The organism is Hahella sp. HN01 (genome assembly GCF_018986435.1).
Taxonomy (GTDB): Bacteria; Pseudomonadota; Gammaproteobacteria; order Pseudomonadales; family Oleiphilaceae; genus Hahella.
On sequence record NZ_JAHMIN010000016.1, the window covers coordinates 22,872 to 38,288 of the forward strand.

The 15,417-nt window shown below is 53.9% G+C and carries 12 protein-coding genes; 2 read left to right on the forward strand and 10 right to left on the reverse strand.

Annotation, left to right across the window (positions count from 1 at the left end):
• Positions 1 to 106: 106 nt before the first annotated feature.
• Together KP814_RS16350 and KP814_RS16355 are read left to right on the forward strand one after the other, a co-directional pair.
• Positions 107 to 1,228, forward strand: coding sequence for an alkane 1-monooxygenase (locus KP814_RS16350; RefSeq protein ID WP_216737748.1), 1,122 nt, complete (start codon positions 107 to 109; stop codon positions 1,226 to 1,228).
• Positions 1,229 to 1,390: 162 nt separating this feature from the next.
• On the forward strand, positions 1,391 to 2,431 hold the full coding sequence (locus tag KP814_RS16355; protein ID WP_216737749.1) for a diguanylate cyclase: 1,041 nt from the start codon (positions 1,391 to 1,393) through the stop codon (positions 2,429 to 2,431).
• A gap of 19 nt (positions 2,432 to 2,450) precedes the next feature.
• On the opposite strand, the gene rluB is transcribed toward KP814_RS16355, so the two are convergent.
• From rluB to KP814_RS16405, 10 genes are all read right to left on the reverse strand, one after another.
• Positions 2,451 to 3,422 carry a 23S rRNA pseudouridine(2605) synthase RluB gene (gene rluB / locus KP814_RS16360; RefSeq protein WP_216737750.1) on the reverse strand — a complete coding sequence of 324 codons (972 nt, stop codon included), beginning with the start codon at positions 3,420 to 3,422 and terminating at the stop codon, positions 2,451 to 2,453.
• A 35-nt stretch (positions 3,423 to 3,457) separates the two neighbouring features.
• A complete protein-coding gene (gene scpB, locus KP814_RS16365) occupies positions 3,458 to 4,087 on the reverse strand; it encodes an SMC-Scp complex subunit ScpB (RefSeq protein ID WP_253938428.1) in 630 nt (209 codons plus the stop codon).
• Positions 4,077 to 4,955: a ScpA family protein gene (locus KP814_RS16370; RefSeq protein WP_216737752.1), complete on the reverse strand. Its 879-nt coding sequence runs from the start codon at positions 4,953 to 4,955 to the stop codon at positions 4,077 to 4,079. The genes scpB and KP814_RS16370 overlap by 11 nt, the downstream gene beginning before the upstream one ends.
• A gap of 2 nt (positions 4,956 to 4,957) precedes the next feature.
• Entirely contained in the window at positions 4,958 to 6,133 is a 1,176-nt protein-coding gene (locus KP814_RS16375) for a tryptophan--tRNA ligase (protein WP_253938437.1), read from the reverse strand.
• Positions 6,134 to 6,388: 255 nt separating this feature from the next.
• Positions 6,389 to 7,264, reverse strand: a complete 876-nt coding sequence (sucD, locus tag KP814_RS16380; RefSeq protein ID WP_216737754.1) for a succinate--CoA ligase subunit alpha — start codon at positions 7,262 to 7,264, stop codon at positions 6,389 to 6,391.
• Positions 7,264 to 8,430, reverse strand: a complete 1,167-nt coding sequence (gene sucC / locus KP814_RS16385; protein ID WP_127969468.1) for an ADP-forming succinate--CoA ligase subunit beta — start codon at positions 8,428 to 8,430, stop codon at positions 7,264 to 7,266. The genes sucD and sucC overlap by 1 nt, the downstream gene beginning before the upstream one ends.
• Before the next feature lie 319 nt (positions 8,431 to 8,749).
• Positions 8,750 to 10,183 carry a dihydrolipoyl dehydrogenase gene (lpdA, locus tag KP814_RS16390; RefSeq protein WP_127969467.1) on the reverse strand — a complete coding sequence of 478 codons (1,434 nt, stop codon included), beginning with the start codon at positions 10,181 to 10,183 and terminating at the stop codon, positions 8,750 to 8,752.
• 113 nt (positions 10,184 to 10,296) lie between these two features.
• Positions 10,297 to 11,532 (reverse strand): 2-oxoglutarate dehydrogenase complex dihydrolipoyllysine-residue succinyltransferase, encoded by a 1,236-nt coding sequence (odhB, locus tag KP814_RS16395; protein ID WP_216737755.1) that lies wholly within the window; start codon positions 11,530 to 11,532, stop codon positions 10,297 to 10,299.
• Between the two features lie 31 nt (positions 11,533 to 11,563).
• Positions 11,564 to 14,404: a 2-oxoglutarate dehydrogenase E1 component gene (locus KP814_RS16400; protein ID WP_216737756.1), complete on the reverse strand. Its 2,841-nt coding sequence runs from the start codon at positions 14,402 to 14,404 to the stop codon at positions 11,564 to 11,566.
• A 292-nt stretch (positions 14,405 to 14,696) separates the two neighbouring features.
• A complete protein-coding gene (locus KP814_RS16405) occupies positions 14,697 to 15,401 on the reverse strand; it encodes a succinate dehydrogenase iron-sulfur subunit (RefSeq protein WP_216737757.1) in 705 nt (234 codons plus the stop codon).
• Positions 15,402 to 15,417 lie beyond the last annotated feature (16 nt).

The following is a 15,417-nucleotide window of genomic DNA, read 5'->3' on the forward strand; positions in this document are numbered from 1 at the left end:
CCAATGAAAATGGAGGAGTAAAAGTAAAAACTCCTTGATCAAATTGTTTGATTGTCAAACAATAAAACAAAAATCACTCCTCAAATAACAAGAAAAGGAGCCTCCTATGCTTGGACCTATTCGTCCACAACTTATGCTGCAAATAAAGAAGTGGGGGTATCTGATTTTCATGATCCCCCTGGGTCTCCCTATTCTGAGCTGGGCGCTGACTTCCCATTTCGGCCTGGGTGACGCAAGCGCCTGGATGACGATATTGTTCGTATTCGGCATTGTTCCGGTTTTGGACGCACTTATTGGCAAAGACGCCAGCAACCCGGATGAACAACTTCACACGCCCCATTTGGAAAAAAGTCTGTACTACCCCCTGCTGACCTTATCCTGCGTCCCCGCCTATCTATTCCTGATCATTTGGGGCGCGCACATTTTCAGTAGCGATCTCTATCACTGGGCGGGAAAGATTGGATGGCTGCTTTCCATAGGCGTCGTCGGCGGACTGGCTATTACGGTCGCTCATGAGCTGATCCACAAAAACTCCGTCCTGGAGCAAACAGCAGGCGGCTTACTACTCGCTATGGTGGGTTATGGCGGGTTTAAGGTGGAGCACATTCGGGGACACCATGTAAATGTCGCCACTCCGGCGGACGCCTCATCATCCCGTTACAACCAGTCCCTCTATCATTTCCTGCCTCGCGCCATTTTCTCCAATGTCAAAAATGCATGGGTGCTGGAGCAACGGCGGCTGGCCAGGAAGGGTCTGTCGCCACTCTCCCCTTACAACGAGTTGATCTGGTGGTATGGCGTCAGCGCAGCCCTGTTGGTGGGTTTTACTTTAGTTTGGGGACTGATAGGCGCACTGTTCTTTGTTGGCCAGGGAGTAGTCGCCATTTTGTTGTTGGAAACCGTCAATTATCTGGAGCACTATGGTCTGCATCGGCGCGCCAAAGACGGTGGGGGCTATGAACGCGTCACCCATCAGCACTCATGGAATTCCAGCTACCTGCTCACCAACCTGATGCTGTTTCAGCTGCAGCGGCACTCAGATCATCACGCCAACGCCAAACGCCGCTATCAAGCGCTGCGGCATTACGACGAATCTCCGCAACTACCGGCCGGCTACGCCACTATGGTGTTGCTGGCGCTGGCTCCGCCACTCTGGCGTAAGGTTATGAACCCTAAAGTGAACCATTACTATCAGCAGGACACAGGCGCAGCGGAGAATCCTCAATAAAGTTAAGGTTTTTCACTCTCTTGCGGCCGACAACAATTTGACGCCTGTTGCCGGTCGCCCCCTTCTTAGCGCCGAATCCCCGTCACACCGGCAAGTTCCTGCCTAGGTTCAATTGACTACATATTGCTGTTTTTCAAAGAATTAAAATCCGCTGGCATTGAAATGGCAGAGTTAGCCTTGCAAGCGCCGTTTTCGCCGTTGACGGCGGATATCTCAAGGCATAAGCAATACGCAAGTAGTATCTATCGACGGGAGCATTCCATGTCCAACCTGACCACAGAACGAATGAGCGCTGATAACAAGGTTGTTGCCCTCGCCACTTCCAATGACTCGCTGACTCTGCGGCTGGAGCACGTCGCCGGGACAATGCTGCGCAAGCTGCAAACGACGCTTGAAGTTGAAGAGTTACTGCAGATTTTCGTGGGTGAAGCCAGCGCGCTGGTCGCCATAGACGGCTACTCCCACGTTTATAACAATCGTACTTGCGGAGCGCGTAAGCGGGGAACGCCGCATCAATTGAATTATCGCCTCACGCTGGCGGAAGAAGCCTTGGGAGAAATCACTTTCTATCGGGGCGAGCGCTTTACAGACAGCGATATCCATATTATCGAAACACTGCTTGGCAGCCTGGTGTACCCTCTGCGTAACGGTTTGCGCTACCAGGAAGCCATGAACGCCGCGTTGTCCGACTCCTTGACCGGCGTCGCCAACAAACGGGCTTTTGACTATCAGTTACATAGAGAAGTGTCTCTGGCGACCCGTTACAAATACAAGCTGTCGATGCTGTTTTTCGATATCGACTACTTCAAGAAGGTCAACGACACCTATGGGCACGCCGCTGGCGATGCATTGCTGCAACAGTTGGCCAAAGTGGTTCAGGATAATTGCCGTGATTCGGATCTGTGCTTCCGTTTCGGCGGCGAGGAGTTCGCCATGTTGCTGGCCAAAACGGAATCAGAGGGCGCCTACGCCATTGCAGAGCGTCTTCGTGAGGCCGTTGCAAACACCACATTTCAACATGAAGGCCATGATATCTCCTTCACGATCAGCATTGGCGTAGCGACCTACGATGGCGTTGAGAATCGGAATGACTTTCTGGAGAGGGCGGATCAGGCCCTGTACGACGCCAAGCATGCGGGTCGCAACAGGACCAAAATTGCGCCCCAGGATCAAGAAGAGACGCTGACCCAGGCGGCGAACTGAGTTCGCCGCCATTCAACCCTTACTGAGGTTTACGTCTGCCAGGGCCTGGTTTACGACCCGTTGTTTGACGTGAGGGCGCCGATCTGCGCTCGTCCGAAGCGGCGGCCGGTTTGCGCGCAGGGGCGCGAGTTCCAGTACGGCCATTCGAGGGTTTAGGCTTGGAAGCGCCGCTCTTGCCCTGCTGACGCTGCAATTTTTCCTTTGTATGCGGCGTCAGAGACGCAATCGTCTTCGGCTGCATTCCCGCCATTTCATACAGTACATTGACGTCTTTTTGTCCCGCCATCTCCCAATTGCCCAAGCGAACACGGCTGGGCAGGAACATATAACCATAGCGCACCCGCTTCAAACGACTGACGGTAACGCCTTGGGACTCCCAAAGGCGACGCACTTCGCGGTTGCGGCCTTCCTGTAATACGACGTGAAACCAACGGTTGCTACCGCTACCGCCGGCTTCCTTGATGTCCGAAAATTTGGCGAGACCGTCTTCCAGCAGCACGCCGTCCTGCAGTCGGGCCACCATTTCTTCAGTCACTTCGCCATGTACGCGCACCGCGTACTCACGGTCAATCTGTGAAGAGGGATGCATCAATCTGTTGGCGAGTTCGCCGTCTGTCGTGAAGATCAACAAACCCGTGGTATTGATGTCCAGACGTCCTACCGCCACCCAACGACCACTTTTCAGTTTAGGCAAACGCGCAAATACGGTGGGACGACCTTCCGGGTCCTTGCGGCTGGTGACCTCACCTTCCGGCTTGTTGTATACCAGCACCATGGTTTCCTCAGCGTCCACCATGGAGATCTTGTGGCCATCGACCGAGATCTTGTCCTCAGCGGTGACGCGGTCGCCCAAATGCGCGACTTTGCCGTTGACGCGTACGCGACCGCCACTGATCCACTCTTCAGCCTCTCTACGGGAGGCAAGCCCTTGCCGGGCGATCACTTTCTGAAGTTTCTCGCCCTGCGCCTTTTCACCGGAAGGTTCTATCATCTATTTCGCCTTAACTGTAATCACCAACACCCTCATCAATGCAATGTGGCGTCGGAGGATGGCGGATCGGCTTCCATCGTTTCGGAAGTGTCCGCCGCATTTACTTGCAGATCCAGTTCCAGAGCCCGGCCGATTTCCTCCAGGCTTCTGACCTCCGCCAAGGGCGGCAACTGATCCAATGTCTTTAAATTAAAATAGTCGAGAAATTGGCGCGTGGTGGCGAATAGCGCCGGCCGGCCCGGCACGTCCTTATGACCAACGACGCGCACCCATTCTCTTTCCTGCAGCGTTTTCATGATCTGGCTGCTGACCGCCACGCCGCGAATGTCTTCGATGTCGCCTCGCGTAATGGGCTGTCGATAAGCAATGATCGCCAACGTTTCCAGCATAGCGCGGGAGTAACGCTGCGGACGCTCTTCCGTCAGACGCCCCACCCAGGGCGCAAACTCATCGCGCACCTGGAATCGATAACCGCTGGCCACTTCCACCAGGTTGACCGCACGCTTGGCATAAGCCGCCGTCAATTCTTTAAGCGCAGCCTTAACCTCATCCCGTTGCGGCGGCGTAAAGTCCTCGACGAACATCGTCATCAACTGATCCACCGTCAGGGGTCTGTCACTGGCGAACAGCATCGCCTCGATCAACTGCGTCAGATTAACCGCCATCGTCACCTTCGCTCGTTTCCACCTCAGGTTCGTTCTCGACTTCACCCCGGGCGCGCACATGAATTTCGCCAAACATTTCGGTTTGGACCAATTCCAACAAAGACTCTTTTACCAGCTCCAGCACCGCCAGAAACGTCACCACCACACCTAATTTTCCCTCATCAAAGGGAAACAGATCCGTAAACAGGGTGAAGTGGTCCGCCGACACTCTTTCCAGCACCTGGGTCATACGCTCCCGGGTGGAAAGCCTTTCTTTTTCAATCTGGTGATGCTCAAACAGCTCCGAGCGTTTCAGCACTTCCTGCAGCGCCAATAAAACTTCCGTCAACGACACATCCGGGTGCTTTTTTTCCCGCTGCAGTGTGGGTATTTCCGGATTCGCCGTATAGAAATCGCGATCCATGCGCGGCAATTCATCGATACGTTCCGCCGCTGTTTTGAAACGCTCGTATTCTTGCAAGCGTCGAATCAATTCCGCGCGTGGGTCTTCCTCTTCCTCATCATCGTCCTTGCGCCGCGGCAACAGGAAGCGGGATTTTATTTCCGCCAACATCGCCGCCATCACCAAATACTCCGCCGCCAACTCGAAGCGCATATCCTCCATCACCCGAATGTAATCCATGTACTGACGGGTGACGTCCGACACGTTGATATCAAGGATATCCATATTCTGCCGACGGATCAGATACAGCAACAAATCCAGCGGGCCTTCAAACGACTCCAGGAAAACTTCCAGCGCGTCCGGTGGAATATATAGATCCGAAGGCAGCTCGGTAAACGGACTGCCCCCCACCATCGCCAAAGGCAGTTCCTGCTGAACCGGAAGCTGCTCTGTCTGGCTGTCCGAGGGGGCGTCGGCGTTTTGCATTATCAGTCGTACGCCAGACCTATGGCGCTGCGAACTTCTTCCAAGGTCGCCTTAGCGGCGTCTCTCGCGTGATCGCAGCCTTCTGCGATGATGCTGCGCACCAGTCCAGGGTCTTCTTCGTAGCGCTTGGCGCGCTCACGCATTGGGCGTTGTTCTTCTATGATGGCGTCGGCCACCGGCTTTTTACACTCAATACAGCCGATACCGGCGGAGCGACACCCTTGCTGCGCCCAGGACTTAGTGGCTTCGTCAGAATATACTTGATGCAGCTGCCACACCGGGCATTTATCTGGATCACCGGGGTCCGTGCGGCGCACCCTCTGTGGGTCCGTCTGCATGGTGCGAACTTTTTCCGAAATGCTGTCTGCGTCTTCACGCAAACCAATCGTATTGCCGTAGGACTTGGACATCTTTTGACCATCCAGACCCGGCATTTTCGCTTCAGGCGTCAGCAATGGCTGAGGTTCGGGCAGAATAACTTTGCCCCCGCCTTCAAGGAATCCGTATAAACGCTCTCTGTCGCCAAGTGATATATTTTGCTGCTCTCGCAGCAGCGCCCGTGCTGTCTCCAGCGCCTCGCCATCGCCCTGCTCCAGATAGCGCTTGCGCAGGCTCTCGTACAGTTTGGCTGTCTTCTTGCCCATTCTTTTGATCGCCGCTTCAGCCTGCTCTTCAAAGCCCGGCTCACGACCATAAAGATGGTTGAAACGCCGCGCCACCTCGCGCGTCATCTCTATATGCGATACCTGATCCGCTCCTACCGGCACCCAGCCCGCGCGATATACCAGAATATCCGCGCTTTGCAGCAACGGATACCCCAGGAATCCATAAGTGGCCAGGTCTCTTTCTTTGAGTTTTTCCTGTTGATCTTTATAAGTCGGCACTCTTTCCAGCCAACCTAAAGGCGTGATCATAGATAGAAGAAGATGCAGTTCCGCGTGCTCTGGAACACGTGACTGTACAAACATGGTGGCGGAGCCAGGGTTGATGCCCGCAGCCAGCCAGTCTATCACCATTTCCCACACAGACTGTTCAATGTCGTAAGGGGTTTCGTAGTGAGTGGTCAGAGCATGCCAATCGGCGACGAAGAAGAAACATCCGTACTCATGCTGTAACTGCACCCAGTTTTTCAGCACTCCATGGTAATGACCCAGATGGAGTTTTCCCGTCGGTCGCATTCCCGACAACACACGACGCTGCGAATCCACAGAGGCCAAGTTATTTCCCCAAGTTTTTATTAAAGCAACCAGTTGTGACGGCGTCAGAAATTACGCCAAAAATGAGTCTAATTGCGTGGGATTATAGCGTTAAAAGGGCGGGAGTGAAATTTGGGAGTAGAATGCCGGCCTTTATACCGACTGGGTTGAAGGCGATAACCATCTGCGAAAAATAGAAAAGCCGCCATATGGCGGCTTTTCAGACAGGCGGAAAACTTATTTCCAGCCAGTCACTTCAGCCAGCGCCTTGCCGATATCGGCCAGACTTCTAACTGTTTTAACGCCAGCCTGCTCCAGCGCTGCAAACTTTTCAGCCGCAGTGCCTTTGCCGCCCGCGATGATCGCGCCAGCGTGGCCCATGCGCTTACCAGCAGGCGCTGTTACGCCGGCAATGTAAGAAACAACAGGCTTGGTGACATTGTTCTTGATGTACTCAGCCGCTTCTTCTTCCGCAGTGCCGCCGATTTCACCGATCATGACGATCGCTTCAGTCTGGGCGTCCTTCTGGAACATTTCCAGAATGTCGATGAAGTTGGAGCCAGGAATCGGGTCGCCGCCGATGCCCACGCAAGTGGACTGGCCGAAACCGAAGTCAGTGGTCTGCTTAACGGCTTCATAAGTCAGGGTGCCGGAACGGGAAACGATACCGACTTTACCTGGCTTGTGAATGTGACCAGGCATGATGCCGATCTTGCATTCGCCAGGAGTGATAACGCCTGGGCAGTTAGGTCCGATCAGACGCACGCCCAGCTCGTCGCACTTCACTTTCGCATCCAGCATGTCCAGAGTAGGAATGCCTTCAGTGATGCACACGATCAGTTTGATGCCTGCGTTAGCCGCTTCCAGGATGGAGTCTTTACAGAAAGGCGCAGGAACGTAGATAACAGACGCTTCCGCGCCAGTTTGTTCTACAGCTTCTTTAACTGTGTTGAACACAGGCAGACCCAGGTGAGTCTGACCGCCTTTACCAGGAGTCACGCCGCCAACCATTTTGGTGCCGTACGCAATTGCCTGTTCAGAATGGAATGTGCCCTGGGAGCCAGTGAAACCCTGGCAGATGACCTTGGTATTTTTATCGATCAAAATACTCATTATTTACCCTCCGCTGCTTTAACCACGGCTTCAGCAGCATGAGTCAGACTTTCCGCTGCGATAATGTTCAACCCGCTGTCGGCAAGTTTCTTAGCGCCCAGCTCGGCGTTGTTGCCTTCCAGACGTACGACCACAGGAATCTTGACGCCAACTTCTTCCACAGCGCCGATGATGCCGTCAGCAATCAGGTCGCAACGAACGATGCCGCCGAAAATGTTGACCAGAACCGCTTTTACGTTGTCGTCGGAGAGAATGATTTTGAACGCTTCAGTCACGCGCTCTTTAGTCGCGCCGCCGCCTACGTCCAGGAAGTTAGCGGGCGCGCCGCCGTGCAGCTTAACGATGTCCATGGTGCCCATGGCCAGGCCTGCGCCGTTAACCATACAGCCGATGTTGCCTTCCAGCGCAACGTAGTTCAGTTCCCACTTGGCAGCATGAGCTTCGCGCGGATCTTCCTGCGAAGGATCGTGCATGTCGCGAATGCGCGGCTGACGGTACAGAGCGTTGCCGTCCACAACCACTTTCGCGTCCAGACAGTGCAGGTTGCCGTCTTTAGTGATAACTAGCGGGTTCACTTCCAGCAGCGCCAGATCCAGATCTTGGAACAGTTTCGCCAGGCCCAGGAAAATTTTAGTGAACTGCTTAACCTGATCGCTGTTCAGACCCAATGCGAACGCCAGTTCACGCGCTTGATAAGGCTGTGCGCCCACCAGCGGGTCGATAACTGCTTTCAGGATTTTTTCAGGAGTCTCTTCAGCGACTTTCTCGATTTCAACGCCGCCTTCGGTAGACGCCATAAACACGATGCGACGCGTGCCGCGATCCATTACCGCGCCCAAGTACAGTTCCTGATCGATGTCCGTGCAGGACTCAACCAGAATCTTGTTAACAGGCTGACCTTTCTCGTCGGTCTGATAGGTTACCAGGTTATGACCAAGCCACTTCTCAGCAAATGCCTTAATCTCTTCCTTGGAAGATACTAACTTAACGCCACCCGCTTTACCGCGGCCGCCTGCGTGAACCTGCGCTTTAACCACCCACTGGCTTCCGCCAATGGAGTCAGCGGCAGACATGGCCTCTTGTGCGGACTCACAGGCAAAGCCCTTGGAGACGGGCAGACCATAGTCCGCAAAGAGTTGCTTAGCTTGATACTCATGAAGATTCATAACGTTTTCCGCTTTTTAGTCAGCTTTCGACTTATTTACCACCGTGCAAACGAGCACAACGTTTCACGTTCTCGCGAGCAGGCTTCCAGCATGAGACTCAAACTTCTCAGCCTGCGCGCAAAACTGCGCCATGTCCGCTTAGGTGACCTCTCTAACACACTCTTTATATCGAGAGCCCAGTTTTGGCGCCCTGTCTCTTCAACGGCGGCCGGCCAGACGCTTTGACGTCTCACCTACGCCGCATTCGCCGAAGGGGCGGTCGCGCTCCTTCCCGACGCTCTCAAAACAAAAGGAGGGGCAATCCCCTCCTTATTCAGCCTTAGCGCTTCTTGCGCTGGGCAATGTGGATGGCTTTGCCTTCCACCGCCAGAGCCGCTTCGTGCACCGCTTCGGAAAGCGTTGGGTGCGCGAATACAGTCATGGCCAAGTCCTCGGAGCTGGAGCCGAACTCCATCGCAATCACGCCCTGAGCGATCATTTCTGACGCCTGAGGACCTACGATATGCACGCCAAGAATACGGTCAGTGTCCTTATGAGCCAGAATCTTCACCATGCCCATGGTCGCGTTGGCGGCCATAGCGCGACCGCTTGCGGCGAATGGGAATGTGCCGACCTTGTACTCTTCGCCTTCCGCCTTCAACTGCTCTTCTGTCTTACCAACCCAGGCGATTTCCGGATGAGTGTAGATAACCCAGGGAATGCAGTCATAGTTGACGTGACCTTTGTGGCCAGCGATACGCTCCGCCACAACGATGCCTTCTTCAGACGCTTTGTGCGCCAGCATAGGGCCGCGCACGACATCGCCGATAGCCCATACGCCCGGCATATTGGTCTTGCACTGGTCATCAACAAAGATGAAGCCACGCTCGTCCAGGTTTACGCCAGAATCAGCGGCCAACAGATTGTCGGTGTTCGGCGCGCGGCCGACTGCGACAATCAACTTGTCCACTTTCAGTTCATGGTCGCCTTTGGTGTCGCTGTATGACACTTTCACTACGCCACGCTTCACTTCAGAGCCAGTCACCCGGGCGCGCAGACGAATGTCCAGGCCCTGTTTGGTGAACTGCTTGAGCGCTTCTTTAGCCAGTTGCTGATCCACTGCGCCCAGGAAAGTATCCTGCGCTTCCAGAACCACGACTTCAGAACCAAGACGCGCCCAGACGCTACCCAGCTCCAGACCGATAACGCCGGCGCCGATCACGCCAAGACGCTTGGGAACTTCGCTGAACTCCAACGCGCCGGTAGAGTCGACAACGTGCTCGTTAAGCGGAGTAGGAGGAATTTCGACTGGACGGGAGCCCGTTGCAATGATGACGTTTTCTGCGTCATATACGGTAACGTTGCCCGCGTTGTCAGTGACTTCCACTTGCTTGTTGGCCAGCAGTTTACCTGCGCCATGGATGGAAGTGACACCATTCGCCTTGAACAGAGAAGCGATGCCCTGAGTCAGGTTCTTGACGATGTTGTTCTTGCGACCCTGCATTTTGGCTACGTCGACCGTTACGTCTTGCGCCATGATGCCGTGGGTTTCAAAGTCGTGTTTGGCTTCTTCAAATTTGTGTGAAGACTCCAGCAGCGCTTTGGAAGGGATACATCCCACATTCAGACAGGTGCCGCCAAATACTGGCTTGCCTGCTTCGTTGCTCCATTTTTCCACGCACGCCGTTTTCAATCCGAGCTGCGCCGCGCGTATCGCAGCGACATATCCACCGGGACCCGCACCGATGACGATTACGTCGAATTTATCTGCCATATTACTTTCCAATTCTTAGTTATAGGTACATAAAAGGTTTTGCGACAATGCCCCTCCGCAACCGCGCGGAGGGAGCATGACGCGCCGGAAAACTCGGCGGCGAAAGCGCTGGATCAGATATCCAGCAGAATCCGCGCAGGATCTTCCAGCAGATCCTTGATAGTCACCAAAAACTGTACCGCTTCCTTACCGTCGATCATGCGGTGGTCGTATGACAGCGCCAGGTACATCATCGGCAGAATCACCACTTGGCCATTTACAGCCATCGGACGCTCCTGGATTTTGTGCATACCCATAATAGCGGTTTGCGGCGGGTTCAGGATCGGCGTAGACATCAACGAACCGAAAACGCCGCCATTGGAAATGGTGAACGTTCCGCCAGTCATGTCTTCGATTGACAGCTTGCCGTCGCGCGCTTTCTTACCGAAGTCGCCGATGGTGGATTCAATTTCCGCCAAGCCCATTTGATCTGCATCGCGCAGGATAGGCACAACCAGACCGCGCTCGGTGGATACCGCTACGCCAACGTCCTGATAACCGTGGTAAACGATGTCGTTACCATCGATAGAAGCGTTCACAGCGGGGAAACGCTTCAACGCTTCACAGGCCGCTTTAACGAAGAAGGACATGAAGCCCAGTTTCACGCCGTTATGACGCTTCTCGAACAGATCTTTGTATTGCTTACGCAGATCCATGATCGGCTTCATGTTGACTTCGTTGAAGGTAGTCAGCATTGCAGAGTTATGCTGAGCATCCAGCAGACGACGCGCGATGCTGGCGCGCAGACGAGTCATCGGCACGCGTTTCTCTGGGCGCGCTCCCGCTGGAGATTCAATAGCAGGCATAGCCGGCGCCGCTGCAGGTTGAGCGGAGGACTTCACTTCAGCAGTAACGCTGGTAGTGTTGGAAGACAAGTGGTTCATCACGTCTTCCTTGGTCACTCTACCGCCTTTACCTGTGCCCTGAATGTCGGAAGGATTCAGATTGTTCTCTTCCGCCATTTTGCGCGCGGATGGGCTCAGAATCGCTTCCTGACCCGCCTTGGCTTCAGTCGCCGCAGGCGCAGCCTGTGGCTTTTCTTCCGCAGCGGCAGGCGCCGCCGTTCCAGCCGCGCCTTCTTTAAATACTGCAATAACTTCTTCGCTAAGCACCGTCTCGCCTTCGCCTTTGAGAACTTTCTCAATGACGCCGGCTGCGGGCGCTACAACCTCGAGCACCACTTTATCCGTCTCGATATCGACCAGTAGCTCGTCCCTAGCCACGGATTCCCCAGGTTTTTTATGCCAAGTCGCCACTACGCCGTCCGCGACGGACTCTGGGAAAGTAGGAGCTTTAATTTCGATCGCCATCTTTTATCCTTTGTACTAACTAAGCGCCTGTTTAAATAGTAAAGGCATCGTTAACTAATTTAGCTTGCTCTTCCGCATGGACATGGCCATAGCCCGCAGCAGGAGCGGCGGAGCCCGGACGTCCAGCGTACTCGAGATAGAGTTTCGGGTGCGTCTTCGCGAGGACGTTACGCATATGGTGCTGACTGCAGTACCAGGCGCCCTGGTTCATTGGCTCTTCCTGACACCAGACGATATTGGTCAACTTCTTGTACGCAGACAAAACTTCTTCCAGATCGTCTTCGGGGAACGGGTACAACTGCTCTATGCGGATAATCGCCACGTCCTGTATGTTTTCATTACGACGCTTATCCAACAAGTCGTAATACACCTTACCGCTACACATAATGACCCGACGAACCTGCTTCGGATCGATATGGTCGTCGATCTCGCCAAGGACGGTGTGGAAGTGACCTTCGGCAAGCTCCTCAACCGTAGAGACCGCGTCTTTATGGCGCAGCAGACTCTTCGGACTCATCGCCACCAGAGGCTTACGCAGCGGACGCTTAACCTGACGACGCAGCATATGGAATACCTGCGCAGGCGTGGTCGGCACGCAGACCTGGATATTGTGCTCAGCGCACAACTGCAGATAACGCTCCAGACGCGCTGAAGAGTGCTCTGGCCCCTGCCCTTCATAGCCGTGCGGCAGCAACATGGTCAGACCGCATAAACGGCCCCACTTGTGCTCGCCACTGGTGATGAACTGGTCGATAACAACCTGGGCGCCGTTAGCGAAGTCGCCGAACTGAGCCTCCCAAATCACCAGGGTTTTCGGGTTAGTCGTGGCGTAGCCATATTCGAACGCCAACACCGCCTCTTCAGAGAGGTAGGAGTCGTAGATGTCGAACACGGACTGTCCTTCCGCCAAATGCTGCAACGGAATATGCAATCCGCCGTCCTTCTGGTTATGAAGAACCGCATGTCTATGGGAGAAAGTACCGCGACCAACATCCTGACCGGTCAGACGTATGCTATGGCCTTCATGCAACAAGGTTGCATACGCCATAACTTCTGCATAACCCCAGTTCACCGGCATAGCGCTTTGGGTCATTTTTTTGCGGTCTTCCAAGATTTTGGAGACCTGACGCTGAGGCACGAATCCGTCAGGCAGCACATCCATTTTCCGGCCGAGCTTCTGCAGCGTTTTAAGATTGATGCCAGTCTTGCACTTGGCTGTCCATTTGTGGCCCAGGTAGGGAGACCAGTCAACAAACAACTCTTTATTAGGCTCTTTCACCAAGCTTTTAACGACGTGATCGCCTTTATCCAGCAGATCGCGATATTCGTTTTCCAGGCGAGCGGATTCTTCTTCGGTGATGACGCCTTCGTTAATCAACCGCTGAGCGTAAATCTGGCGGGTGGTTGGCAGGCTTTTGATGCATTGATACATCAACGGCTGAGTCGCAGAAGGCTCATCCGCTTCGTTGTGACCACGGCGGCGGTAACACAACAGGTCGATTACCACATCTTTCTTAAAGGTGTTGCGGTAATCCATCGCTACCTGTGTAACGAACAGAACCGCTTCCGGATCATCGCCGTTAACGTGGAAAATGGGCGCTTGAACCATTTTCGCAACGTCGGTGCAATACTCGGTGGAGCGCGCGTCTTCACGGCGATGAGTAGTGAAGCCAACCTGGTTATTAATGATGATGTGGACAGTGCCGCCAACGCCGTAACCACGGGTCTGGCTCATCTGGAACGTTTCCATGACTACGCCCTGACCTGCGAACGCAGCGTCACCGTGCATGATCACAGGCACAACCGCATCACCGGCAGTATCGTCACGACGATCCTGGCGCGCTCTTACAGAGCCTTCCACTACCGGAGAAACGATTTCCAGGTGTGAAGGGTTGAACGCCAACGCCAAGTGAACTTCGCCACCCGGGGTCAGAACGTTGGAAGAGAAGCCCTGGTGATACTTCACATCGCCGGAACCTTCATCCGACAGACGCTTGCCTTCAAACTCGTCAAACAACGCTTTGGGGTTTTTACCCAGGGTGTTGACCAGCACGTTCAAACGACCACGGTGCGCCATACCGATAACGATTTCTTTGGCTCCGTAGCTTCCCGCTCTCTGAATCAACTCATCCAGCAACGGAATCAAGCTCTCGCCGCCTTCAAGGCCAAAGCGCTTGGTGCCTGGATATCGTGAAGATAAGTATTTTTCGAGACCTTCCGCCGCGCTCAATCTTTCTAACAGGTGATAGCGACGCTCTTTCTCATATACAGGATGCGAGCGCACTGATTCAAGACGCTGCTGAACCCAGCGCTTTTCTTCAGTATTAACGATATGCATGTACTCGGCGCCGACGGTATCGCAGTAGGTAAACTCTAAACCGCGAATGATCTCGCCGAAGGTCATGGTCTCTACGCCGAAGCACAATGAACCAGTCTGGAATACAGTATCCAGGTCCGCTCGGGTCAAGCCGTGATATTCCAACTCCAAGTCCGCGACATGCTCGCGCACCATCAGGTTGAGGGGATCCAGTTTGGCTTTCTGATGTCCACGAAAACGGTAGGTGTTAATCAGCTGCAGCACCTTGACCTGTTTACGTTCATGCTCAGTGCTGACCAATGATGTTGGACTGGCTTCGACAGCCGCTGCACGTCTGCGCGACAGTTTCAGGAACTGCTCTTTAATGACGGAGTGAGGAATATCCTGACTGGGCAGCCCTTCCTCTTTTGGCAGTTTGTCGAAATACTCACGCCAGGCCTGGGGTATGCCGTTAGGATCGGTGAGATAGGTCTCATAGAGTTGCTCAACATAGGCAAAGTTCCCACCTGCCAAATGGGAAGTCCGCCACAGCTGCTCCATCGTGCTTTCGTGCATATAGCTCGCCTTGGTTGCATCAGGGAACTATCTGCTTAAGGCCACTGATTACGGCTCGTTCCAGCGTCGCAAAGGCGTGCCAAACCACAGATAGCGCAGAGGACATCTGCATAACCCCGTAGGTTTACAACAGTAAACCACCCCGTCCTTAAAATAGAGGGAGTGGATTTCCTACCAGTTCAGTTTGTTTATGTCGCGCGCATGTTCTGCAACACGCGCGCGCTATTAGCTTCTTAGTATAGACAGCTAATTCAGCAACGACCGTAACAGTGTAATTTTTTAAATTATAGTTTTAAGTAGCACGCTGTAAGAGCATATTGCGTATGTGGCCGATGGCTCTGGTTGGATTCAGGCCTTTCGGGCAAACGCTTACACAATTCATGATTCCCCGGCAGCGGAATACGCTGAACGGGTCGTCGAGATTCGCCAATCTTTCTTCGGTAGAAGTGTCGCGACTGTCAACCAGGAATCTGTATGCCTGCAACAAGCCAGCGGGACCAACGAACTTATCTGGGTTCCACCAGAACGACGGGCATGAAGTAGAACAGCACGCACAAAGAATACATTCATACAGGCCGTCCAGCTTTTCACGCTCTTCGGGTGACTGCAATCGCTCAATCGCCGGAGGCGGATTGTCATTCACCACGAATGGCTTAATTTTCTCGTACTGCTTGTAGAAAATCGCCATATCCACAACCAGATCGCGAATAACCGGCAACCCTGGCAACGGACGCAAAACCAGCTTGTTGTTTTTCACCACCTGAGAAAGAGGAGTGATGCACGCCAAGCCATTTTTGCCGTTCATGTTCATGCCGTCGGAGCCGCACACGCCCTCACGGCATGAGCGACGATACGCCAAGGTCGGATCTTTCTCTTTCATCAGTCCCAGCACGTCCAGAACCATAAGGTCCTTGCCCGCAGGGACTTCCAGCTCCACATCCTGCATGAAGGGAGCTTCGTCAACTTCCGGATTATAACGATAGATGCTTACCAACATAACTCTGTCTCCCCAA

Excerpts from the sequence above, each read along its gene's own strand:
- KP814_RS16350 (WP_216737748.1), top strand. The coding sequence starts at position 107 with ATGCTTGGACCTATTCGTCCACAACTTATGCTGCAAATAAAGAAGTGG.
- KP814_RS16355 (WP_216737749.1), top strand. The coding sequence starts at position 1,391 with ATGGCAGAGTTAGCCTTGCAAGCGCCGTTTTCGCCGTTGACGGCGGAT.
- rluB (WP_216737750.1), bottom strand. The coding sequence starts at position 3,422 with ATGATAGAACCTTCCGGTGAAAAGGCGCAGGGCGAGAAACTTCAGAAA.
- scpB (WP_253938428.1), bottom strand. The coding sequence starts at position 4,087 with ATGGCGGTTAATCTGACGCAGTTGATCGAGGCGATGCTGTTCGCCAGT.
- KP814_RS16370 (WP_216737752.1), bottom strand. The coding sequence starts at position 4,955 with ATGCAAAACGCCGACGCCCCCTCGGACAGCCAGACAGAGCAGCTTCCG.
- KP814_RS16375 (WP_253938437.1), bottom strand. The coding sequence starts at position 6,133 with ATGCGACCGACGGGAAAACTCCATCTGGGTCATTACCATGGAGTGCTG.
- sucD (WP_216737754.1), bottom strand. The coding sequence starts at position 7,264 with ATGAGTATTTTGATCGATAAAAATACCAAGGTCATCTGCCAGGGTTTC.
- sucC (WP_127969468.1), bottom strand. The coding sequence starts at position 8,430 with ATGAATCTTCATGAGTATCAAGCTAAGCAACTCTTTGCGGACTATGGT.
- lpdA (WP_127969467.1), bottom strand. The coding sequence starts at position 10,183 with ATGGCAGATAAATTCGACGTAATCGTCATCGGTGCGGGTCCCGGTGGA.
- odhB (WP_216737755.1), bottom strand. The coding sequence starts at position 11,532 with ATGGCGATCGAAATTAAAGCTCCTACTTTCCCAGAGTCCGTCGCGGAC.
- KP814_RS16400 (WP_216737756.1), bottom strand. The coding sequence starts at position 14,404 with ATGCACGAAAGCACGATGGAGCAGCTGTGGCGGACTTCCCATTTGGCA.
- KP814_RS16405 (WP_216737757.1), bottom strand. The coding sequence starts at position 15,401 with ATGTTGGTAAGCATCTATCGTTATAATCCGGAAGTTGACGAAGCTCCC.